Origin of the sequence: Streptomyces sp. NPDC001852 (assembly GCF_042891825.1) — a bacterium.
GTDB lineage: Bacteria > Actinomycetota > Actinomycetes > Streptomycetales > Streptomycetaceae > Streptomyces.
The window spans coordinates 145022-165549 of record NZ_JBIATN010000011.1; the positions used below are offsets into that span (position 1 = coordinate 145022).

18 protein-coding genes and 1 pseudogene are annotated in these 20528 nt (G+C 69.2%); 10 read left to right on the top strand and 9 right to left on the bottom strand.

Going from position 1 to position 20528, the window contains the following annotated elements:
* Positions 1 to 181: 181 nt before the first annotated feature.
* On the top strand, positions 182 to 718 hold the full coding sequence (locus ACFYZB_RS20670; RefSeq protein ID WP_388760466.1) for a hypothetical protein: 537 nt from the start codon (positions 182 to 184) through the stop codon (positions 716 to 718).
* A gap of 486 nt (positions 719 to 1204) precedes the next feature.
* Positions 1205 to 1870 carry a nitroreductase gene (locus ACFYZB_RS20675; RefSeq protein ID WP_351213982.1) on the top strand — a complete coding sequence of 222 codons (666 nt, stop codon included), beginning with the start codon at positions 1205 to 1207 and terminating at the stop codon, positions 1868 to 1870.
* A gap of 287 nt (positions 1871 to 2157) precedes the next feature.
* Here the strand turns inward: ACFYZB_RS20675 and pyrE are convergent, their stop codons facing one another.
* From pyrE to ACFYZB_RS20700, 5 genes and pseudogenes are all read right to left on the bottom strand, one after another.
* Positions 2158 to 2703 carry an orotate phosphoribosyltransferase gene (gene pyrE, locus ACFYZB_RS20680; RefSeq protein ID WP_388760469.1) on the bottom strand — a complete coding sequence of 182 codons (546 nt, stop codon included), beginning with the start codon at positions 2701 to 2703 and terminating at the stop codon, positions 2158 to 2160.
* Positions 2704 to 2826: 123 nt separating this feature from the next.
* Positions 2827 to 3660: a PIG-L family deacetylase gene (locus ACFYZB_RS20685; protein ID WP_388760472.1), complete on the bottom strand. Its 834-nt coding sequence runs from the start codon at positions 3658 to 3660 to the stop codon at positions 2827 to 2829.
* A gap of 427 nt (positions 3661 to 4087) precedes the next feature.
* A pseudogene (locus ACFYZB_RS20690) lies at positions 4088 to 4252 on the bottom strand (transposase); the annotation flags it as partial.
* Between the two features lie 442 nt (positions 4253 to 4694).
* Positions 4695 to 5531, bottom strand: coding sequence for a methyltransferase domain-containing protein (locus tag ACFYZB_RS20695; protein WP_388760474.1), 837 nt, complete (start codon positions 5529 to 5531; stop codon positions 4695 to 4697).
* 31 nt (positions 5532 to 5562) lie between these two features.
* Positions 5563 to 6528 carry a DUF1152 domain-containing protein gene (locus ACFYZB_RS20700; protein WP_388760477.1) on the bottom strand — a complete coding sequence of 322 codons (966 nt, stop codon included), beginning with the start codon at positions 6526 to 6528 and terminating at the stop codon, positions 5563 to 5565.
* 707 nt (positions 6529 to 7235) lie between these two features.
* Between ACFYZB_RS20700 and ACFYZB_RS20705 the strand changes: the two genes are divergently transcribed.
* The 3 genes from ACFYZB_RS20705 (at position 7236) to ACFYZB_RS20715 (ending at position 11041) form a co-directional block, all read left to right on the top strand.
* Positions 7236 to 8231 carry a DUF6215 domain-containing protein gene (locus tag ACFYZB_RS20705; RefSeq protein ID WP_388760480.1) on the top strand — a complete coding sequence of 332 codons (996 nt, stop codon included), beginning with the start codon at positions 7236 to 7238 and terminating at the stop codon, positions 8229 to 8231.
* Between the two features lie 960 nt (positions 8232 to 9191).
* A complete protein-coding gene (locus tag ACFYZB_RS20710; RefSeq protein WP_388760483.1) occupies positions 9192 to 10496 on the top strand; it encodes an MFS transporter in 1305 nt (434 codons plus the stop codon).
* Between the two features lie 332 nt (positions 10497 to 10828).
* Positions 10829 to 11041 carry a hypothetical protein gene (locus ACFYZB_RS20715; RefSeq protein ID WP_388760485.1) on the top strand — a complete coding sequence of 71 codons (213 nt, stop codon included), beginning with the start codon at positions 10829 to 10831 and terminating at the stop codon, positions 11039 to 11041.
* Positions 11042 to 11278: 237 nt separating this feature from the next.
* Here ACFYZB_RS20715 and ACFYZB_RS20720 read toward each other — a convergent pair whose 3' ends face one another.
* Together ACFYZB_RS20720 and ACFYZB_RS20725 are read right to left on the bottom strand one after the other, a co-directional pair.
* Positions 11279 to 12463, bottom strand: coding sequence for a hypothetical protein (locus ACFYZB_RS20720; protein ID WP_388760488.1), 1185 nt, complete (start codon positions 12461 to 12463; stop codon positions 11279 to 11281).
* A gap of 202 nt (positions 12464 to 12665) precedes the next feature.
* Positions 12666 to 13748 (bottom strand): protein kinase family protein, encoded by a 1083-nt coding sequence (locus ACFYZB_RS20725; RefSeq protein WP_388760490.1) that lies wholly within the window; start codon positions 13746 to 13748, stop codon positions 12666 to 12668.
* A gap of 156 nt (positions 13749 to 13904) precedes the next feature.
* Here ACFYZB_RS20725 and ACFYZB_RS20730 point away from each other — a divergent pair, with 156 nt between their 5' ends.
* Entirely contained in the window at positions 13905 to 14426 is a 522-nt protein-coding gene (locus tag ACFYZB_RS20730; RefSeq protein ID WP_388760493.1) for a GNAT family N-acetyltransferase, read from the top strand.
* A gap of 227 nt (positions 14427 to 14653) precedes the next feature.
* The gene (locus ACFYZB_RS20735; protein WP_388760496.1) at positions 14654 to 15199 is read left to right on the top strand and encodes a hypothetical protein; all 546 of its coding nucleotides are present in this window, start codon (positions 14654 to 14656) and stop codon (positions 15197 to 15199) included.
* A gap of 45 nt (positions 15200 to 15244) precedes the next feature.
* On the opposite strand, the gene ACFYZB_RS20740 is transcribed toward ACFYZB_RS20735, so the two are convergent.
* Complete coding sequence (locus tag ACFYZB_RS20740) at positions 15245 to 16057, bottom strand: TioE family transcriptional regulator (protein WP_388760498.1); 813 nt, start codon at positions 16055 to 16057, stop codon at positions 15245 to 15247.
* A 58-nt stretch (positions 16058 to 16115) separates the two neighbouring features.
* Between ACFYZB_RS20740 and ACFYZB_RS20745 the strand changes: the two genes are divergently transcribed.
* On the top strand, positions 16116 to 17330 hold the full coding sequence (locus ACFYZB_RS20745; RefSeq protein ID WP_388760500.1) for an erythromycin esterase family protein: 1215 nt from the start codon (positions 16116 to 16118) through the stop codon (positions 17328 to 17330).
* Between the two features lie 34 nt (positions 17331 to 17364).
* Positions 17365 to 17772 (top strand): hypothetical protein, encoded by a 408-nt coding sequence (locus ACFYZB_RS20750; RefSeq protein ID WP_388760503.1) that lies wholly within the window; start codon positions 17365 to 17367, stop codon positions 17770 to 17772.
* A 104-nt stretch (positions 17773 to 17876) separates the two neighbouring features.
* On the opposite strand, the gene ACFYZB_RS20755 is transcribed toward ACFYZB_RS20750, so the two are convergent.
* Positions 17877 to 18809, bottom strand: a complete 933-nt coding sequence (locus ACFYZB_RS20755) for a DUF2867 domain-containing protein (protein WP_388760506.1) — start codon at positions 18807 to 18809, stop codon at positions 17877 to 17879.
* Positions 18810 to 18854: 45 nt separating this feature from the next.
* Here ACFYZB_RS20755 and ACFYZB_RS20760 point away from each other — a divergent pair, with 45 nt between their 5' ends.
* Complete coding sequence (locus ACFYZB_RS20760; RefSeq protein ID WP_388760508.1) at positions 18855 to 19457, top strand: TetR/AcrR family transcriptional regulator; 603 nt, start codon at positions 18855 to 18857, stop codon at positions 19455 to 19457.
* The last annotated feature ends 1071 nt before the right edge of the window (positions 19458 to 20528 follow it).

Here is a 20528-nt window from a genome sequence, read left to right on the forward strand (position 1 = left end):
GCCACAGGTAGGAAGTTCGCGCCGCGTCGCCCGAACACGGGACGCCGTCCTCACGTCTTCACGGGCTGGGCTGTCCAGGGCGTGATCAAAGAAGCGAGCCTCATCCACCGCACCAACTCCCATGCGGCCGACAGAATCTGGGGAGCGAAGGGTTGTCAGTGCTCGTTCATAGGATCACGTCATGCCTGATGCCTTCACCGTTTTGTGGACCCATGACACCTGCCGCGCTCTACGCAAGGCGGGTCGCACGGGCGAACGGCCTACAGTGGCCTTCAGCGGCGTCCATTCCTCCCTGCCCGCCTGGTCGGGTGCTCAAGCCGGGGACGAGGTGTACGCACTGCACGTCAACCGGCGCGTCGTGTACGTCGTGAGCCGGATGCGGGTGATCGACACGAACCGGCGCGACTGCTGCGGTACTGCTCCCACCACCTGGCGGGAACCGGCGTTTCCGGGGCACGGTGACTGGTCGATGCTCGGTGCCAATGGCTGCGGTGCCACGGCGGTGCACGTGGACGCGACGCCCGTACGCTTCGACATGCCGATACCCGGGGACGTTCTCGCGGGGCTCACGTGGCGCAACCGCCGGGGGCAGACGCGTGGGCTGAAGTACCTGATGGATGGCCGGCTTGAGCGTTCGGTCAGCCTCCAGGGGTTCTACCGTCTGACGTCGGAGTCGGCCGGCGAGCTGGCCAGGGTTGTCGACGTTGCCTCCTCTTGATCCAAACTACGCTTCCAGTTCCGGGAACTCGCCGGCTCAGCTCGCAGCATCGCCTGGTCTGTCGCCCTGATTCCTTGATGGACAGGTCGATCCGCCGCACGGATACGACGGCCTGGTGAACGGCGAGGCTGTGGACGGAGTTCGTCGTTGACCGTTGAGCGCTGTATCAAGATCTTCGGTCGACGGCACCGCTTCCGGCTACCGCTGACCCGCCCGCCGCTGGACAAGGAGAATGGGGCTGGCCCTACGGCGCTGCTGGAAGGTGTCCGACCTCTGGCACACCCTGGTGACCGATGGGCGTGCCGGTCACCATCACGGCCTGGCCTCACGTGTGTCCAGAACAGCCGGGGGGCAGCGCCCGCCGGTGCGCGTCTGTGAGCGTGTCGGCCCACTTCGGATCTGACGTGGACATGCCGCATCAGCAGCGTGTCGACGTACATCGGGGCGGAGAGGGAGCAGGTTGGTCGAGTGAGAGGACGCGAAGCAGTGGATGTGTACGAGGCCGTGGACAGCCGCAGAGCCGTGCGGGCGTTCAGCGAAAGGCCGGTACCCAAAGAGATACTCGAACGAGTGCTGGCCGCCGCGACGCGGACTCCGTCGAGCGGGAACCTCCAGCCGTGGAAAGTGTTTGTCGTGACCGGCGAGCCCTTGGCCGAACTGAAGAGGCGCGCCACAGCCAGGGCATTGGCGGGAGACCCAGGTGACGAGCGGGAGTATCCGATGTACCCCGCCGAACTGACGTCACCGTATCTGGACCGCTTCTCCGCCGCTGCCGCCCAGCGGTACAAAGCGCTGGGAATCGAGCGCGACGACCCCGACAGGCCCAGGAAGATCGCCGCCTTGAATTCGGAGGCGTTCGGGGCGCCGGTCGTCCTGTTCTGCTACCTCGACCGGACGATGGGGCCCGGACAGTGGGGGGACGCGGGAATGTACCTGCAGACGGTCATGCTGCTGCTGAGGGCTGAAGGATTGCACAGCTGCCCCCAGGTGATGTGGACCATGTACCGCAAGACTGTCAGCCAGACAGTCGGTGCCGACGACGGGCTCGTGCTGTTCTGCGGCGTTTCGGTGGGATTCGAGAAGGAAGGGGTGCCGCGACTGCGTACCGGGCGGGCGGACATGACGGAAACAGTGCGCTTCATCGGAGTGTGACCGCCAGGCGGTCAAGAGATCCACAGGACGGATCCCAGCGCTTCGTCAGGTCCTGCTTCCGCTGGTCGGGGGTCGGCCGCCGCAGGTGATGCGCGTGCCGGTCCAGCACCTCAGCAGGTCCCGGACGACGTCGAGGACCTGGCAGAGGCTCTGGCCGGCATCGGGACTTTGGGGTCGAGCCGAGGGTGAGGAAGGCCTGGGCGGCGGTGACGAGGGGGACGTGATGGTGCCGGCCGCGTCGCCATCACCGAGGCGCTCGCGACAGAGCGGCCACCAGTCCCCACCGCTCAGGCGGCAGCCGCCCGCAGGTCCGCTGCCGTCAGCAGCGACAACAGCCCGATGCCCTCGGCCGCGAGGGCATCGGCACCGCCTTGCTCACGATCGATCACGCACAGGGCCTCGTGCACCTGAGCCCCCAAAGCACGCAGGTCCGCGGTCGACAACACGATCTGTCCTCCGCTGGTGACCACATCCTCAACGAGCAGCACCCGGCGTCCCTCGATGTCGGCGCCTTCGGCGAGGCGGCAGGTGCCATACGGCTTGGCCTGTTTGCGTACGAACGCGCAAGGCAGACCAGTGTGTCGGCCGAGCGCGGTCACCACCGGGATGCCGCCCATCTCCAGGCCGGCCAGGACCTCGGTCCCGGACGGCACCAGCGCAGCCATCCGCCGGGCGATGTCATCCAGCAGGACCGGATCCCCCTCGAACCGGTACTTGTCGAAGTACTCCGTGGCAGAACGCCCGGACCGGAGCGTGAACTGCCCGGTCAGATGGGATGCGGCGTGGATACGGCGAGCGAGATCGGAAAGTGTCACAGGCGTCCAGTCTTCCATCTTCCCGCTCTGGTCAGGACACCGACTCCCCCCGAGCCTCCAGCCATCGGCAGTCACTCTCGACCACGACACCCGGAGCAAGAAGCCGACAGGCGATCACCAAGACCCGTACGAGGGGGATGATCAGCGCAACCCGGCGAAGAGGTCGTTCTCGGGCACGGCCGCGCCGGTGGTGTCCTGGACCCGGACGAAGGTCTCCACGCCCATCAGCTCTGTGAACCTCTCCTTGCCCATCCTCAAGAAGAAGATGTTCTCGCCCTGGCTGGCGTGTGCAGCCAGCGCGTCGAACTTCTGACCGCCGAAGTCGGTGGTGTCCACCCAGGTGGTGATCTCCTCGTCTGGGAGTCCGATCTCGGGCATCGTGGCGTCCCCGGCCGGATCCGGCTCCTCCCAGTCCGCGCCGGACTCGCGCAAGACCTCCCCGAACCGCTGCATCATCGAGCGCGGCGCCGTCGTCCAGTACACCTTCGGAGCCATCCCGGTCATCTCCAGCGCCGCCATCGTGATGCGGTTTGCCTGGATGTGGTCGGGGTGGCCGTAGAACCCGTTCTCGTCGTAGGTCACGACCACATCGGGCTGGTAGTACCGCAGGAGTTCGGCGAGGCGGGCCGCGCCCTCCTCCACGGGCGTCTGCCAGAAGGCTCCGGGGGCGTCGTTGGCCGGCCAGCCCATCATCCCGGAATCAGCGTAGCCCAGCATCTCCAGATGACTGACCTTCAGGACTTCACAGCTCGCTTTGAGCTCTTGACGCCGCATCGCGGCGACGGCCTCCGGGTCGTGCCCGGGCTCGCCCGGCTTGACACCCCCCGGCCCGTCGCCGCAACCGCCGTCGGTACACGTGACGAGCACCGTGCGAATGCCTTCCTCCGCATAGCGCGCGAGGACACCTCCGGTTCCAGTGGCCTCGTCGTCGGGGTGAGCGTGCACAGCCATCAGCGTCAAGGGCCGGTCATTCATGGAACAGTCCTCCGGTCAAAAAGTGGTCGGTCTGAGTCTGCCGGTGCCCCGGCACGCGGTCGCCCGCAATATCGGGGTGACCAGACGCAGGGCAGAAAAACAAGGGCCCAGGAACACGTCGGGGCGGATGACCTGTCGATCTCTGCTCCCCGCCTGCGCGATGCCGGTCCCTCTGCCAGTCCAACGGTTTCGATCGGCACGGCTGTTCCCGCCCGTCGAGGTCACGTCCGCTGGACCGGTGTGTCGACGGCCACTCGATGATCTCGTTTTGAGGCTATGCGGTGGGTCGGTGGGCGTCGGTGGCCGGGGCGGTCTGGTCGGTTGCCGACTCGATCGGGGTGGAGGCGGGCCTTGGCGAGCGGTTCGCGGCTCATGCAGCGGCGGGCCTCGGTCCATTCGTCGTTCTGCTCGGCCAGGACCGCGCCCCCGAGACGAGTTGGACGCCGGTCAGGCCGCGGGCGATCAGGGAGCGCAGGAGGGCCGACCAGCCGGCGCCATCCTTGCCGGAGGCGACGTCCAGGCCGAGGACCTCGCGGTGTCCGTCGGCGTTGGCGGCGTCCGCGATCAACGCATGGACGTTGATGATCCGGCCGGGCCTCTCGGACCTCCTTCACCGCGTCCACCCGGACGGAACAGGCATCCCGCCGTCACGTACCAGCCGGGCAACTCCAGTGCCGCCGTCCTCGCCATGAGGGCCCTCTACTCTTCGCAGCCTGCCCGGCTGCCCGGCTGGTGTGACGAGGTACGGCACGTTCTCGTCCCCCGGGCTTCCTCGGAGACCTTACGACAGCTGGCTGCGCAGCGTCGGCAGTCGGGCGCCCGCCCCTCCGTTCGCACGCTCGATCCGGGCCGTCCAGCGCTTCGACACGGGCCGCCTCGAGCGTGGCCGGCGCATCCTCCCGCTCGGGGGGGCGCCTCTGGCCGAGTCCGCGCATCGCGGCGGTCTGCCGCGAAACTGCCTCCTCAACCAGGGCGCAACCGTCCGGAGGAGCCTTTCCCGGCGCGAGCCCTTGTGTCGCTCCGACGCCGGAACATCAGCCGGGTTGCTTGGCCATGATGACCACACCCGGCCCGCTCTGCTCATCCGCAGGGAGCCGAAGTTCGGCGACCGGGCGCAGTCCAGCCTGCTCGATCAGGTCGACGAGTTGTTCCGGCCGCCATTTGTGTGTCGTCCAACGAACGGGTACACCTCCGTAGGCCTCGGTGCGCACCGCGTCTTCGTCGCCGACGTGTGTCGCGGTGATGAAGTGTCCGCCCGGCTTCAACGCGCGCGCGAACAGGGCGAGAACCTGAGGAAGGACGTTACGGGGGAGGTTGAACAGTGACCACCACCCGAGCACGCCGCCGAGCGACGCTTCATCAAGGTCGAGGTCGGTGGCGGAGGCGACGCTGAAGCGGCATTCCGGATGAAGACGGCGCGCGTTCTCGATCATCCGAGGAGAGAGATCCACCCCGGCCACGTCGAGTCCACGTTCGGCGAGGTATGCGGTCACCGTTCCGGGTCCGCAGCCGACGTCGAGGACTCCCGACGCGCATCGGCTCCAGATTCCTCCTGCCTCGGAGACCGGCTTGGCCGTGGTAACGGGGTGGTCGCCCAGGGCGGTCGAGGCAACCGACCAGAAGCCAGGAGATCGGCATCGGCAGAAGTGCAGTATGCCTGCCGGCCGACCTCTTTGATGAAGCGTCAAGGAAGGCCCTGCGACAACTGGTGGACCTCGCAGAAGGAGGTGGCGTTCCTTGACAAGGACGAGCAGTTCACCATGCCGGGGGTGGAGATCGAGAGCCCGCGAAAGAAATGGTTCGACGTACGGACTGAGAGCCCTGCAGGACGAGCAGGGCTCCCGTGCCGTTGCGGGGGGATTCTCGCCCATCGGCACAGGGATCCTCGTACTACCGCCGGGCTCAGTGCGGGAAGGCCCGGGGTTGCCGCTGCCGGGGCAGTTCCTCGCGGAAGGCAGAGACGGCGGAGCTGATCTGGCGCATCAGAACCGTGTCCTCCAGCCGGTCGAGGTAGAGGTTCGCGCGCGCCAGGGCGGGCAGGTCGACGCAGAAGTACAGCGCCATCAGGGGATTGACGAACAGTTCGCTGCCGCGGGTGCGCTCGGTGAACCGTACGTCTCCGAACTCCCCCCGCACAGCGGCGGCGACGGAACCGTGGACAATGCTCGGATGACTCGCGTGGCAGCGCTGGGCATGGGCCACCGCATCGAGATATGCGGCTCCCTCAGGGCTTTCGCGGGGCAGCGAGAACGCACCCAGATAGCCTCCGGCGCGGTCCAGTCCGGCCAGGTTCTCCAGCACCAGCGAGTGGCTGACACCGTGATAGGCGTCCACGCCGAAGCCCACGGATGCCACGAGCCGGTGCTCGACCTCGTCCAGCCCAGCGACGGCCGCCAGGCTGGCCATGTCCTCCTCCGGAGTGCCGAGCCCGTGCTCGTCCCCGCGCATCAGGATGTCGGTCCCGCCGTCCACCAGGACGACCGCATCCACCCCGCCCAAGTGCTCCAGCAGGGCCCGGTAGGCGGCGCGCAGCGGCTGGACACCCGTGCGGGGGAAGGCGTACACGGTGTCGGGCAAGTGCTGCGAGTGGAGCCAGCGGGCAAGGGAGCGCTCCGGGAAGTAGTCGCCACGCAGCGGGGTGTCCGGGCGGACGGCGGCGACGTCTTCCGCGACCCAGGAGTCCAGGTCCAGACCGTACAAGTCGGAAAAGGACAGGCTGGCCAGGTGTGCCTCGGCGCCGGCCGACCGCAGCGCGAGGGCCAGGGGCAAGCCGGCGTAGACGTCGAAGCCCCCGCCCGCACCGGCGACGAGGACTCGGCGCGCCTCGCGCAGGCGGCTGAAGAAGACGGGCTCACGGAGGGAAAACACCACCCGACCCTAACAATGCTCCGGCCCGGGAACCGCTGTCACCCTCGACAGGAGCCCTTGGACGGATCATTGCACCGTGCAACCTGCTGCTCTGCCCCCGAACACCTGACGACGCACCCGGTCCGCCTCCGGGTTCAGGGCCGGTGACCCGGCGGCACGGCCGTGACCGGGCAGTGGACCGACGGCACGACCGCCCGCCGTACCCGGAGGGCCCGGGCCGGACTGGGGCGGCGACGAGAACGCGGCCATCGGACTCGCCCGGGAGGCCAATGGATCCGGGCGTGTGCTGCTGGCGTAGGCAGCGAGTGACGGGCCGTCAAGCAGACGACAGGCGGGGGCCGCCCGGCCGGGCACGACTGGCCCGGCAGAACTCATGCCGCTGCGGTGAGAGCCACCCTCGCGGTTTCGTCGCCCACGTCCGGCCAAGACCCCGCAGGCGCCGGCCGGTACGAGCGAGCCGGACGTGTTCGCCACCCTGGAGGACTGCGGCTCCCAGGCGCCGTGGCGTTCCCGGAATGCTCAGCGACGTCGTCCCAGGACCGCTCACGCAGGGCACGGCTGCCGGCGCTGCCTGCTCACTACCGTCAAGCCTCCTGGACCTCCGCCAGGACGACACCGCGGCCGTCGTCGGCGGTACGACCGTACCGCCGCCCGGAACTGTGGCTTCCACCACGGCCAACGCGGTCCTGTCCTGATGAGATCACCGGATGCTCGGTTTCCTCCTCCGCCTCCTGCCGTTCTGGGTCCGCGAGCCCCTGCTCATCGCGGTCGGTTCCGTTCTCGGCGTACGCATCACGTATCTCGCCGTCCGCGACCACGACCGGGTCGCGGCCGGTCTCGGCGTGGTGTTCCTCGTGTTCACCGCCATACGCGTCCACGCGGTGGTCCGGGCCCTGCGCGCACGCCGGAACCCGAACCCGGCGGCTCCTGCGGATGAAGCGGCGGGAGATGTCACCGTCCGGGCCCAGGCCGCAGTCGGGCCCCGTCCCGGCCCGGACACCGCCGAGAAGCACAACGCCTGGGGCCAGGCCGCCGCGGCCGTGGCTGTATTCGGGGCACTCGCGGCCGCGCTGTGGGTGGCCCCCCGCGTGCTGCCCTCCGACGACGGCACCCCGCAACCCGCCGCATGTCCGGGCAGGCAACACGAGGAGCTGCCGAAGGCCTACACACAGACGCGCCGGGCTGTGACCGGTGAGGAACTGTGCAAGGCGCTCAACCGGCCCGACCTGGCCCAGCTCCTTGGAACGCCTGCAGAGACCGCGAATTCGGCGTCCGGCACCACCAACACCGCTCCGCTGACTGATGGGAAGGTCGCCCAGCCGGAGGCCGAGGTCACGTTCGACACGTACACCGTGGACGTCTCGGCCACATACAACGAGCTGTCGACGGCCCAGTACGTGAAGCTGATGAAGTTCGGGGATGAGCAGGACATCAGGACGCTCACGGTTCTCGGCCGGCCCGCGGTCCTCTCCTCGGATCACACCATGAAGTTCAAGATCAGTCTCGGCAGCGGCGGATCCGGCGGACCGGTCGAACAGGGCCCTCTGGCCAGAACGCTGTCCGTGGCCCTCGACCGCAAGGACCGGGGCGGCTACTACGACATCACCGTGTGGAGCACCTCCGGAACCCTCCCGGAGGACCGGGTTCTCCTCGACATCGCCCAGAAAGTCCTTCCGACGATCCCCGAACATCCAGTTCGATGAGACGCCGAGAGGTTCTCGGTCTCGAAAGGACCGGTCCTCGTTGCGCCGCCGGCGACGGCGTCGGTCCGGTGGCAGGATGCCGGACTGTGATGCCCCTGGCCTGGTCTGATGAGACTGGGCGGATGTGACCGGAGATGCTGTTCGTGACAGTTACTTCCTCCCTGAAGCAAGTGGTGGTGAACAGCGGGGATCCACAGCTGTCCCCGGCCTCTCCTCGCCCGGTCGGCAGCAGCACCGTGATCCGTCGGCCGGCTCGTCCACTGCCACCACACCTCCGACAGCCACCAAGCCAGCGGCATGTGCAACCCATCGACTGCCGGCACCAGCCAAAGCATCGGACCACTCCCCCGAGCGCCTCGCCCCACCGCACGTGCGACACCGCATGCGCGCACAACTGCGGGTAACGGACCCTGACTTCGGGGCGGTTCGTCTCGTCAGCAGACCGCAAAGGTCACCGAGCGACCGGGGTTGGTCGCCATGACAACGCCGCCAAGCGATCCCGCGCCGCCACCAGAAAACTCATCGAGCGGCGCCATCAGGCCCAGCGTCTGCTTCGCCCGCCCCCGGGAAGCCGCCAACCAGCGCACACGATTTCGGTGCCGGGTGTGTGGCCTCCGGAGACCGAACGACCAGTGAGCCGCCCCTAACCTCGTGACCCGGTGCGAACAGCCGGACTACGCGAACAGCCGGACAACTCGCGCCGACCGCCCTGCCTCTGATCGCCCTTTCCTGCCCCGCCGAGCGGGAGCTAGTGTTTGCGCAGCGAGTGACTCACGAGGAGCGAAGACATGGTCGGTCGTCCGAGCACGCGTTGACGTTCGAGGCCGTGGGCGGCCTGTCATCGCGTGCTGCCCTTGATGCGCGGCATGGCGAGCCTTCCTCTCCCGCAGCCTGAAACGGTCGGTGCACGCGTCGTGCGCCGGTTGGCGGGTCTCGTCTTCGGTCATCCGAGAGGTCCCTGTGCCGTCCTCTTCCTCCGCTGTATCCGATTCCGGTCGGCCTGTTCCGTCAAGCCTGTGGCAGGACGGCGACTTCCGTAGGCTCTGGGTGGGCCAGGCGGCCTCCCAACTGGGTGAACATACAAGTCTGGTGGTTCTGCCGCTCTACGCCGTCCTGACGCTCAACGCCGGTGCCGGCCAGTTGGGCGCCCTCCGTGCGGTGGGGCAGGCGCCGATCCTGCTGCTGTCGCTCTTCGCCGGCGCGTGGGTGGACGGGTGGCGGACCCGCACGCTGATGGTGCTGACCGACGCCGGCCGCGCCCTGGCACTGGGCGCCGCCGCCGTGGCGGCCCTCCTCGGCGGGCTCGGCTTGCCGGCGCTGCTCGTGGTCGCCTTCGCCGTCGGGGCTCTGTCCGTGTTGTTCGACGTCGCATACCAGTCGTCTTTGGTACGGCTGGTGAAGCGCGATCAGTTGGTGCGGGGCAACAGTGCGCTCGAGGGCAGTCGGTCCGCTGCGCAGATCGGCGGTCCCGCCCTCGGCGGTGTATTGGTGTCTGTGCTGTCGGCGCCGATCGCTGCCGCCTCCAGCGCAGTGTTTTTCGCGCTGTCGTTCCTGTCGATCCGAGGGATCGGTCGCCGCGAATCCATCCCGGAGCGCTCGGAGCGTCCTCCCCGGGTCTGGCGACGGATCCATGAGGGCCTCCGCTTTGTCGCCGGTGACACCCTGCTGCGGCCTGTGTGCCTCGCATCAGCCGCCTTCCAGTTCTTCTTCGCGGCTGTGATGACCGTCTATCTGCTGCTCCTGCCACGGGACCTGCATCTCTCGGGCACTACTGTTGGGCTGGCACTCGCGGCGACGGGACCGGGCGCGCTCCTGGGCTCGCTGCTGGCCGCCCGCCTGCCGAGCCGCTTCGGATACGGCGCTGTGCTCGTGTCCGCGGCAGCACTCGGCGATGGCGTGTTCCTGTTTGTGCCCGCACTGCACGGCACCTCTCTGGTGACGGTTCCCGCGCTCTTTACGATCAGCTTCGTCTTCGGGACCTTCAGCCAGCTGGTGAATGTCACGGTCATGGCCGTCCGGCAGTCCGCTACTCCGGAGCGGATGCAAGGCCGCACGGCCGCCACGATCAACTTTGTCGGCCTGGGGCTGACCCCGCTCGGCTCGCTGCTCGGCGGCCTTCTCCCGGAAGAGTGGGGGACGCGCACCAGCCTCCTGGTAGCAGCCGCGGGCATGCTGCTGTCGCTGGCACTGATGGCCCTGTCCCCACTCGCCCGCCTGGGACGGACTCTTCCCACCCCGCCGGAGACTCCGGTCCCGTCTGCATGACGGCTTCCGTTGCATGACGGCTTCCGTCGTCGCGAGCAGCCGACCCGCCGGGTCGTCGGGTCGTCGGGCAGGACGGACCATGGCGGCCGCCGCGACCGGACCGGGTGAACGGTGCCACATCGACGCCGCTCGGACCGGCGAGGCTGGGCGGCGGCGGCCAGGAGCCGGTGCTGCCGTCCGACGACCCGGCAGCGGGCCCTTGAGGCGCTTGAAGGCGGCAGCGGCGCAGGGCGCAGTTGTCGTTGGGCGACGAAGGCGAAGTGCTGCACCCGCTCGGTGAACTCCGCTGAACAGAGGGGAGAAGCCTGCCCCGCGAGGCGATCTTGGTTGGTATGACGCCGCGGTCGCCGGTCTTCAAGGACTGGGGCACCTCCTACAAGGACGTGGTCGGCGGGCTCGAGCTGTCCGGGGACGGCCGGGCCGACCTGATCTCGCTCGACAAGGACGGCCGCGCCTGGCTGAACCGGGGCGAGGGCCACGGCGGCCTCGACAGCCGGTCGCAGGTCGGCAAGGCCACGAACTGGTCGGACATCCGTGTCTCCTGACGGCCCGGGACCGGGGGCCACGCGGGACCAGGGATTCCCGGGGAGCCGACTGCACGTCCGCTTCCGGCAGTTCCGCCCGGACCACGTACGCCGACCCGGCCGCCGTACTGCACGGCGGCCGGGTCGGACACCCACAGCCGTACCGTGTCGCCCGCCGGTAGGGGTACGGGCAGCGCCTTCCGGTCCTCGGCAGGGTTGTATTCAGGTCTTTGGATGCCCTCGTGCCGGGCGAACATCTCAAGGGACCGTGGTCGACGTCTTCTTGAGTAGGTCCTCACAGGTCAACCCGGGGTTCCAGGAGTCGTCGTGGTTGAGGATGCGGTCGATGAGGGGGGTGTCGTCCGCGGCGTCATGGGTGGGCTCGTACTGACAGAACTCCTGGTCGACAACGCGTTTGGACTCGACGGACAGCAGGACTCCGTTGGAGGACAGGATGGTCTCCGAGGTGTCGTTGTCCTCGAGGACGTAGCCGACGAAGGTGTAGTGACCGTCGTGCTCGACATTCAGATGCGGGAACTCCGGGTTCTGCTGAACGCCCTCCTGCTTCATCACGGCGGGGACGCTGTCGAGGGTGATCACCTGGGCGGGCAGCCACATGCGGTCGTCGGACTGCTTGAGCAGCGACCACGTCATCAGGACGGCGACGGGGAGAAGGGTGTACGTCGCCACTCCCCACATGCGCCACGGGCTTCGGGTGGGCGCAGCCGACGTCTGAGCCTGGTCCGGGTCGCCGCGGTCATCCGTGGTCCCGTCCGTTATGCCCGCCGTCGTGTCGGCCGACGTGCCGTCCGGGCTCGGTCGTCGGGACGCGGATCGGCGTCGCCAGGCACAGAGAGCCAGTGCGCGGCCGACATACAGCACCGCGAGCCAGGCGTAGATCCTGAAGAGGTCGACGGGCTGCCATGTCCACTTGTGGTCGGTGTCGTAGAACTCTTCCACGTAGGCGGTACTGATGAACGCCGCGAAGGTGCCTCCCAGCAGCCAGAGCGCCGGGCGGCGGTGGTCCCAGATGACGCGGCGGAGCCAGGAGCGGGGAGGGGATTCCGGGCGTTCGAGGATGAGGCGCACCAGGAGGAACGCCGTCACCGCCCCGCCGATCACACCGATGAAGCGAATGAAGGTGTCCAGCGCCAGGGCGCTCACGTTCAGCGTGCCGAGCAGTTCCAGCATGGTCGTACGGTCGCCGTGAGCGATCAGATAGATCCGTGTCCCGGAAATGAACGTAGGCAACAGGCCGAGGAAGAAGAACAGGTACTCGGCGAGGCTGGCTTCACCTTGCCCCGGGTCGCCTCCCGCTAAGTGGTCCGGCCCGTCACCCGGGTCAGCCTGCGCATCCGGGTTCGCGTGCGGGTCCGTGGGTGGTGTGGTCTCCGTATCGGCTGCTGCGGTCGCAGATGTTCGGCCGCCCTGCCCGCTCGTCACGCCTGGCCCCCTCCACTGCCCAGTTGTGCGCAGACACCAACGTAGCGGGGCGCGGTGGGTCTTGCCAGGTACTGGCCCTCGTCGGCTCGGGGATCGTGGGGCATCGTCCCACTGGCCGGGGGTGATCAGGAGAGCGAGGGGCTGGCAGCCGCCTTCTTCGGCGAGGTGGGTTTTGCAGGTCAGGCCGCCCCGAGGACAGGCCCTAGCGGGACGCCGCGACGGCAGTGGTGCGCCAGGCTCGCTCGATGTCCGCGGCCGGGAATGGCGTTCGCTTGGTCTCGGTGAGCAGGCGGCGCTGGAATTCGCCCATGACCACGGCGGCTGGGGCATGCCGGTCGATGATCGCGGCGAGCTCGCCCGGGACGCCATCGGGCCGGTGGCCGGCGATCCACTCGCGCAGGAATACGTCGTGTTCCCTGCCGCCGCGCAGCCGGTCGGGCAGGTGGCGGCGGAGCAGGTGGCTCACGGTGTGGCAGCGGTCATACGCACGGTGGGCGGAGAGGAACTCCCGCTCCATTGCCGACAGTTCGAAGCCGGAGCTCAAGGCGAGTCCGAAGTCCGCGAAGTACAGCAGTCGACCGTCCGTCAGGACATTTGCGAAGTGGGCATCGAAGTGGACGAGTCCGTGCGAGCTCATGAAGTCGGTGCCGCGCGCCAGGGATTCTTCCACCCACAGGTACGGCGAGTCCTCCGCACCCTCCGCTGCGGCGGTCCGGTGGTCGTGCAACCAGTCGGCAAGTGTCTGCGGGACATGCTCCAAGAAGAGCACCAGGCTGGACGAGGACCGGCCGACGGCCTCCAGCCGCTCCCGCACGGCCGATGAGCCCTCCCAGTGCGCGACCGCTCCGTCGATGCCTCCGAACTCGTCGGTGAATCCTTCGGGAGGGGAGTCGGGCAGGATGCGCCAGTGGTACATCAGGGGAAAGCCCTCGTACTCGTTCTTGAGGACCCAGTTGGTGGTCATGACGTGCACGGCCAGTTCCCGCCAGGCCCCGAAGCCGGCCGAGCCCACACCGTACTGGTAGAACAGCGGAAGCCCGAAGAGGTTCGCCGTCGATCGCGCGTTCCCCGGCAGCAACTCGGTGTCCGTCAGAGGGACCCGCTTCACGAACACCCGCGTGCCATCGATGTCCAGCTCCGCCGACCTGCCGCCGATACCCGAGCCGAGCGGGTCCGCGGCAGCCACGGCCTCGCCGATCCGATGGTCACTCAGCAGGGACAGCCGCGTGGCCACACTCCCATACGTGGCGATCCGTGCCGCATACCGTGGGTCCGGGCGGTGCATCGACACTCCTCGGTGCCCAGAAACCAGGGCTTCGGCGATCTCGCAGACGTTGTCGAGCCTATCGGCAGGGAGGTCGAAGCAGCAGGTCCGCGAATTCGCCCTTCGTGAGGACGTCTGACAGATGCCGTCGTGGGACAGTTGTGCGAAGATCGCCGGGTGAATGGTCTGCGCGTTCGCCCTGCCACTGAGGCCGATCTGGCGACTCTCGTCCGCCTCCGCGACGACGCGGCCCGCTGGATGCTGGCCCGCGGCATCACCGGCCAGTGGCAGCCGGGGGAGCTGGCCGAGGACCACTTCCGCCAGGTCATGGTGCACGGCGAGGTCTGGCTCGCGGAAGCCGGCGGGCACATCACCGGCGCCTGGGAGCTGTGGTGGGAGGACGAGGCTGCGTGGGGCCCGCAGCCTCCCGTGGCCGGGTACGTGCACCGGCTCATGGTTGACCGTGGTACCGCCGTGCCCGGGACGGGGCGGCTGCTGCTGGGGGCCGCGGAACGCCGAGTGGCTGCGGCGGGACGGACTTGCGTGCGCTTGGACTGCTTGGCCGACAACGCACAGCTCAACGCCTACTACCGGGACTCCGGTTACCGCATCGTGGGCCACAAGGAGGGCAAGCCGCAGCCGGGTGGGGCTCCCAAGACCTTCACGCTGTTGGAGAAGGAGCTTCGGCAGGCGGTGTAGGACGAGGACGGAGAGCGAGGAGTCTCTTCCTGATCACTGCGCGTTCCTCGCCGGCCCCAAATCCCTACCGGCGAGGTGTCGCCGTCGGTGGCGAGGGCTTCGTACAGGAGACGGCCGTACGCGCAGGGCACGGGTGGGCAGCTGGGGCCGGATGGAGGTTGATCCAGCGGTGTCCCCGGTACAGGATCGGACCGGCCGGGCGGGACGGTTGTGGCACCGTCGCCGGCATGATCCATGGCCCGGACAACGGCTGGTCCTTCGCGACCGCACGGGAGGCGGCCCGCTTCGGCGCAGGCCGGCTCGGCGAAGTCACCGGCGTCGAGCATGCGATGGCCCACAGCGGGACACTCTGCGGCGTTCCAGAGCGCGAGGCCACCCGCTATCGGCACCTCTTCGACCCGGCGGGCCCGCAGGCCTGTCCGAAGTGCCGCCAGAAAGCTGAAGCGGCTCCGACACAGCCGTGCGCTCAGGAGCGGCTTCACAACGCGCTCCAGGCCGCCGCCCCGGGGGAGGCCCGCGACGACCTCCTCGCCGCACTTCGGAGAGGGGCGCGGGTGGGTCTGTGGCTCCACGGTCCCGCCTCGACACTGGCGAGGCACTACGCAAGGCTCGACACGCTGACCGAAGGCGCGGAACCCGCCGCTGAGGCCTGCGACTCCGCCGGCACGATCGGCCTTGCCCACATCGAAGACGGAATCCGGCGCTTCCTCGTTGTCCTGCCCGAGGACGGCAGCCGCCCGCTCGTCGCACGCGGACCGCAGGACCCTCGCTGAGGAGCTACGCCACTGGAGACGGACAGCCAGGCCATCGTGACTTCCCTAGCGCGTTGAATCCGGCGTGGGTTCGCTCAGGTCTGCGCGCGCTTCTTCGTGCTCGCGGAGGTAGGTCTCCAGCTCTGCGGCCCCGGTCAGCAGGGCCCGCCCGCGGGCGGACAGCCGGGCGTGCCAGCCGCCCAGTGCGGCCTCCAGCGGTTCGAGCCCACCGGCCGCCCGTACCTGGGCGATCAGCGGGGCGATCTGCTCCAACAGGTAGCCGCCCCGCCTGAGTTGGTGGGCCAGCCGGGCGTCCCGTACGTCGGCCTCGTCGTACACGCGGTACCCGGTCAGCGGGTCGCGGCGCGGGCGCACCAGCCCGGCGCGCTCCCATTTGCGGAGCGTAGCGGGCCGGATTCCGAGCTTCCCTGCCAGCGGACCGATGAACGTGACCCCGGGACCGGACACCGCGGCCGGCTCGGACCCCGCACCGGAACCCGACCGTGCCCCGGGCCCGGACGCCGCGGTGGGTGCCAGGTCACGCAGGGCGCTCTGCACGGCCTGGAGGGTTCGCCGGTCGTCAAGGAGTTGGGCGTGGCTCTCGTCGATGAGGCGGAACGCCTCATCGACCGCGCCCTGGTTGACGGCCCGCATGATCGACGTCGCCGTCTGGTGGCCGTGACCGGGCACCAGGGCAAGAAACGCACGAAGGGCCCCCGCGTGCAGGGAGGTATAGGTGCGGTAGCCGTGCGGGGTGCGATCGGCGGTCGGAAGGATGCCGGCCTCCTCGTAGTTCCTGACCGCCTGCGTGGACAGACCGTGCCGCCGCGCCAGATCCACCGGCCTGAGTCGCCCACCGTTTTGAGGGTTCCGTCGCATGGAACAACGATATCGCGGAAAAAGTTTCAACCGAAGGTTCAGCGATACCGTTGAAGGCATGGCTATCGACATCACCGACACCACCCATGCAGTCGAGGCTGCCACCGTCATGAGGCTGCTCCCAGACCGGCCCCGGCTGCTGGCCCTGGGCGAACCCACCCACGGCGAGGACACACTGCTCGAGTTGCGCAACGAGGTCTTCCGGCAGCTCGTCGAGCAGGAGGGCTACCGCACGGTCGCGATCGAGAGCGACTGCCTGATGGGTTTGGTCGTGGACGACTACGTCACCTGCGGCACGGGCACCCTCGACGAGGTCATGGAGCGCGGATTCAGCCACGACTGGGGCACCTTTGCCGCCAACCGCGAACTCGTGCGCTGGATGCGCGCCTACAACGACGGCCGGCCCGCGTCCGAGCGGCTCCGCTTCGCCGGTTTCGACGGCCCGCTGGAGATCACCGCCGCCGCTAGCCCCCGGCAGGCCCTCACCGCGCTGCACGGCTACCTCGCGGCCCGGGTGGACGCGGACCTGCTCCCCTGCACCGCGGAAACACTCGACCGCCTGCTCGGCACCGACGACCGGTGGACCAACCCCGCCGCGATGATGGACCCGGCCCAGTCGGTGGGGCGGTCGGCCGAGGCCGGCCGTCTGCGGCTGCTCGCCGACGATCTCGTGGCGCTGCTGGACGCACAGACACCCCACCTGATCACGGAGACCTCGCGGGACGACTGGGACCGTGCACGCCTGTACGCGCGCACCGCCACCGGCCTGCTGCGTTACCACTACTGGATGGCCGACACCTCACCGGTCCGCATGACCCGGCTGTGCGCGCTCCGGGATGTGATGATGGCCCGCAACCTCCTCGCCCTCGCCGAACGGGGCCCGGCGCTCATCCACGCCCAGAACTCCCATCTCCAGCGGGAGAAGAGCACGATGCAGATGTGGCAGGGGCCGGTGCAGTGGTGGAGCGCCGGCGCGATCGTGAGCGCCCGTCTCGGCACGGAGTACGCCTTCGTGGCCACGGCCCTCGGTACGATCCGGCACCAAGGAGTGGACACCCCGCGCCCTGACACCCTCGAAGGCCTCCTGTACGCGCTCCCGCTCCCGGAGGACCGCTGTGTCATCGACACCTCGCGGCTGGCCACCGCCCTCGGTGACAGACTGCCGACACCCCGTGTGTCACCCTGGTTCGGCTACGCCCCGCTGGACCCGGCCCACCTGATGGACAGCGACGCCATCGTGTTCGTCAAGGATGTTCCGCGCAGCGTGCTCTGACCGGAGACGATCACCGGAGTGGTGTGATGGTCGAGTGTCTACGGTGGAACACCGTTACGCGGCCGTCGAACAGGCCGCCGTCCAGGCCCTGACCCTGCGCGGCGAGGCCACCGCCGACCAGCCCGCCATCGACGTCCCCGACTTGCGCAAACAGCTCGTCACCTTCCCAGGAAAGCCCTACCAGCCACGGCGAGCGCGAGCTCTCCCGTACTGGCCGCGCTCGCCGCCGAGGGCCGGATCCGGCGCTCACGCCCCGCCGGCTCATGGACGTCTCAAGGCCTTCGGCCCGGTCAGCGTCGACGACCTGAAGTGGTGGACCGGCTGGACCCCCACCGACACCCGCAAGGCCCAGGCCTCCAGCGGCACCCAAGCGGTCGAACTGGACGAAGGCACCGGCCACCTCCTGGCCGAGGACCTCGATGCCACCGACGCCGCACCTTGACACATCAACCACCGCCTCCTGACCGGCCGGGCCACGGAACGACCTGGCTGACGTCTGGTCAGGAGAACGAGCGGTATGCCAACCGCTGGGACACGGGCCCCGGCTCACTTCTCGTCCGGTGATCCGGTGACGGACACTCTGGGCGGGGCCGCCCCATGCCGCTCTCCGGCGCTGGGCGCCGCGAGGGCCAACCTGCGGTGCGTACGCCGGAACATGGTGCGGGCCATGAAGGGGTGTACGCGCCGCACCACGCCCCAGTAAAGGCGTGCGCGCAGGCCGTCGGCCTTCACCGCCGTGCTGAGGGTGACGTACCGCTCATCGACCAGGATCGAGGCGCGGGCCGTCAGACCCGCGGTGTTCACGTCCAGCAGCAGTTCGCCGTCCGCTTGGTCGAGGACCGGGAAGGCGCTGCGCAGGATGCCCGTCCAGGCCGCCGGGTCACGCGGCAGGCCCGGCAGGAGCTCCATCCGGTACGCGTCCTCGTAGTCGGAACGGTCGAGGCAGGTACGGATCAGCCGGGCCCCCGCCGGTGTGGCGACGGCTTGGGGCCGGGCCCAGCCGAGCCGGTGGAGCAGCCGGACCCACGGTGTCCAGCGGACGGGGCGGGCGACGCCGCCGGCCGCCGCCCGCTCGATGTTGTCGAAGATCTCTTCGACCATCGTGTCGTGGAGGTGCCGTATGACGCAGGCCCACTGGAACCGGAGGAGGCCGCGCGCCTCACACTCGAGGACATGGCGTACGCGGCAGCGTCCGGCGCCGACCGGTGCGACCGTCAGTTCGTGGTATCCGTCGAGGCCGCCGTCCGGCGGGGTGTCGAAGCGGACGCGACGCCCGGGTTCGTAGGCCGTGACGTGGTAACGGATCCGGCCGTGCCCGCCGTCGGAGCCCACGGCGAGTGGGCCGTCGAGGCGCATCCGCGGCCAGGCCGGGGTTGGGAAGATCGGGTCGTCCGCGGCGGAGAGGCGGTCGAGCAGGGCACCGGCGGCCGCCGCGGGGACCTCGATCACACGCTCGTGGACATTGCGGATCGCGGTCACCGAACACCTCCATACGCTGCCGTACGGTTGACCATACGATAGCGTATGGTCATGGCGCAACGGCAGCAACGGCAGGACAGGAAGGCCCGGTTGACCGCCCAGGACTGGGCGGACGCCGCGCTCACCGCGATCGGCGAGGGCGGTGTCGCGGCCGTCGCCGTGGAGCCTCTGGCAGCCCGGCTCGGCACGACCAAGGGCAGCTTCTACTGGCACTTCGCCAACCGCGACGCGCTCATCGAGGCCGCTCTCGACCGCTGGGCGGAGATCAACACCGAGGGCACCATCAGCGAGGTGGAGGCGGAGACAGACCCCAGGAAGCGGATCCATCTGCTCTTCACAGAAGCCATCACGTCGGCCACGGCCGACCCGCTCGAGGTCGCGCTGCTCGCCACCGCCAAGCACCCCCAAGTGGCGGCGGCCCTGCGCCGGGTGACCGAACGCAGGGTGGCGTACGTCGCACAGCTCTTCGCCGACCTCGGCTTCCCCGAGCCGGAGGCCCGCCGCCGCGGACTGCTCGCGTACACCGTCTATCTGGGCCACGCCCAACTCGGCCATGCCGCGCCCTCGGTGCTGCCCCCGGAGGAGGGCGGGGAGTTCGGCGCGTATCTCCACGAGGTGCTGGAGGTGTTGATGATGCGGCGGCCGTAGGTTCCCCTCCCGGAGGTTGTCGGAAGCGGTGAGGTGGGTGGCGCGTGCGGATCAGCCGGACGTGGTCGCGATCACGAGACCCAAGCCGATCAGCACGAGACCCGTGGTGCACCCGAGGGCACGGCGGGTCCGTGGCTTTTCGAGGAAGTGTCCGGCCTTGGCCACCAGGAGTACGTAGCTGCCAGCCAGGCGAGGGTGAGCGTGGTGTGGAGGAGGTCGAGGAGCGTCATGGCCCAGGCGGCCGGCAGGTGGGGCGGGGCCGGCGTGGGCAGCAGCCCGGTGCAGAAGACGGCGATCTTCGGGTTGAGGACGTTGCTGACCAGCCCGGTTCGCCACGGGATTCCGGCGACAGCACCGCTCTCCGTTGAGACGGCGGATGCGGCACGGCGGTGCTGCCACAGCGCCTGCGCGCCAGGAACACCAGGTAGCCGGCGCCGATGAGTCTGACAGCGAGGTAGGCCGCGGGCGAGGCGGCGAGCACGGCCGTGATCCCGGCCACGGTCAGCGCGCCCCAGAGCAGCAGCCGGTGACGATTCCGCCCAGGGTACGCAGTGCGTCCCCGCGGCCGGCCACGAGCAAGGCACAGTCGCACGACACTGGGCCATGACCCTGTGCCGCAACGCCGGGTTCGAACCCGACGTACGGTTCGAGACCACCGACCTCCTGCTCCACCAGCGCCTCGTCGAGCAGAAGCACGCCGCGGCCTTCCTCCCCGACCTCGTCTGGAGCGGACAGCCCCGACCGTCACCCTGCGGCAACTCCCCCGCGGCCAGCGCACACGCCGCATCGTCACCGTCGTACACCAAGGCCGCAGCCGGCACCCCGCCGTCCTGGCATGCCGCGAAGCCCTCCGCCGTGCGGTCACCGTCCGTGACAACCAGGCGTAGGACGGCGCAGCTCGGTGTTGGCTTTTGCGCCTTGGTCAGGATGGTGATGAACGGACCTCGGCCTCCGCGTCGGCCAGCCCGGGAACACGTGCTCTCGAGGTGGGAAGCGCCCATGTCGCCCCCCCCTCATGGTCCCCGGCTCGGCGATGCGCACCGAGATTTGGGACACGTTTTACGGGAGGTG

Coding starts and splice junctions, on each gene's coding strand:
- ACFYZB_RS20670 (WP_388760466.1), top strand. CDS start 182: ATGCCTGATGCCTTCACCGTTTTGTGGACCCATGACACCTGCCGCGCT.
- pyrE (WP_388760469.1), bottom strand. CDS start 2,703: ATGGAAGACTGGACGCCTGTGACACTTTCCGATCTCGCTCGCCGTATC.
- ACFYZB_RS20685 (WP_388760472.1), bottom strand. CDS start 3,660: ATGAATGACCGGCCCTTGACGCTGATGGCTGTGCACGCTCACCCCGAC.
- ACFYZB_RS20695 (WP_388760474.1), bottom strand. CDS start 5,531: ATGGGCGAGAATCCCCCCGCAACGGCACGGGAGCCCTGCTCGTCCTGC.
- ACFYZB_RS20705 (WP_388760480.1), top strand. CDS start 7,236: ATGCTCGGTTTCCTCCTCCGCCTCCTGCCGTTCTGGGTCCGCGAGCCC.
- ACFYZB_RS20715 (WP_388760485.1), top strand. CDS start 10,829: ATGACGCCGCGGTCGCCGGTCTTCAAGGACTGGGGCACCTCCTACAAG.
- ACFYZB_RS20725 (WP_388760490.1), bottom strand. CDS start 13,748: ATGCACCGCCCGGACCCACGGTATGCGGCACGGATCGCCACGTATGGG.
- ACFYZB_RS20735 (WP_388760496.1), top strand. CDS start 14,654: ATGATCCATGGCCCGGACAACGGCTGGTCCTTCGCGACCGCACGGGAG.
- ACFYZB_RS20740 (WP_388760498.1), bottom strand. CDS start 16,057: ATGCGACGGAACCCTCAAAACGGTGGGCGACTCAGGCCGGTGGATCTG.
- ACFYZB_RS20745 (WP_388760500.1), top strand. CDS start 16,116: ATGGCTATCGACATCACCGACACCACCCATGCAGTCGAGGCTGCCACC.
- ACFYZB_RS20760 (WP_388760508.1), top strand. CDS start 18,855: ATGGTCATGGCGCAACGGCAGCAACGGCAGGACAGGAAGGCCCGGTTG.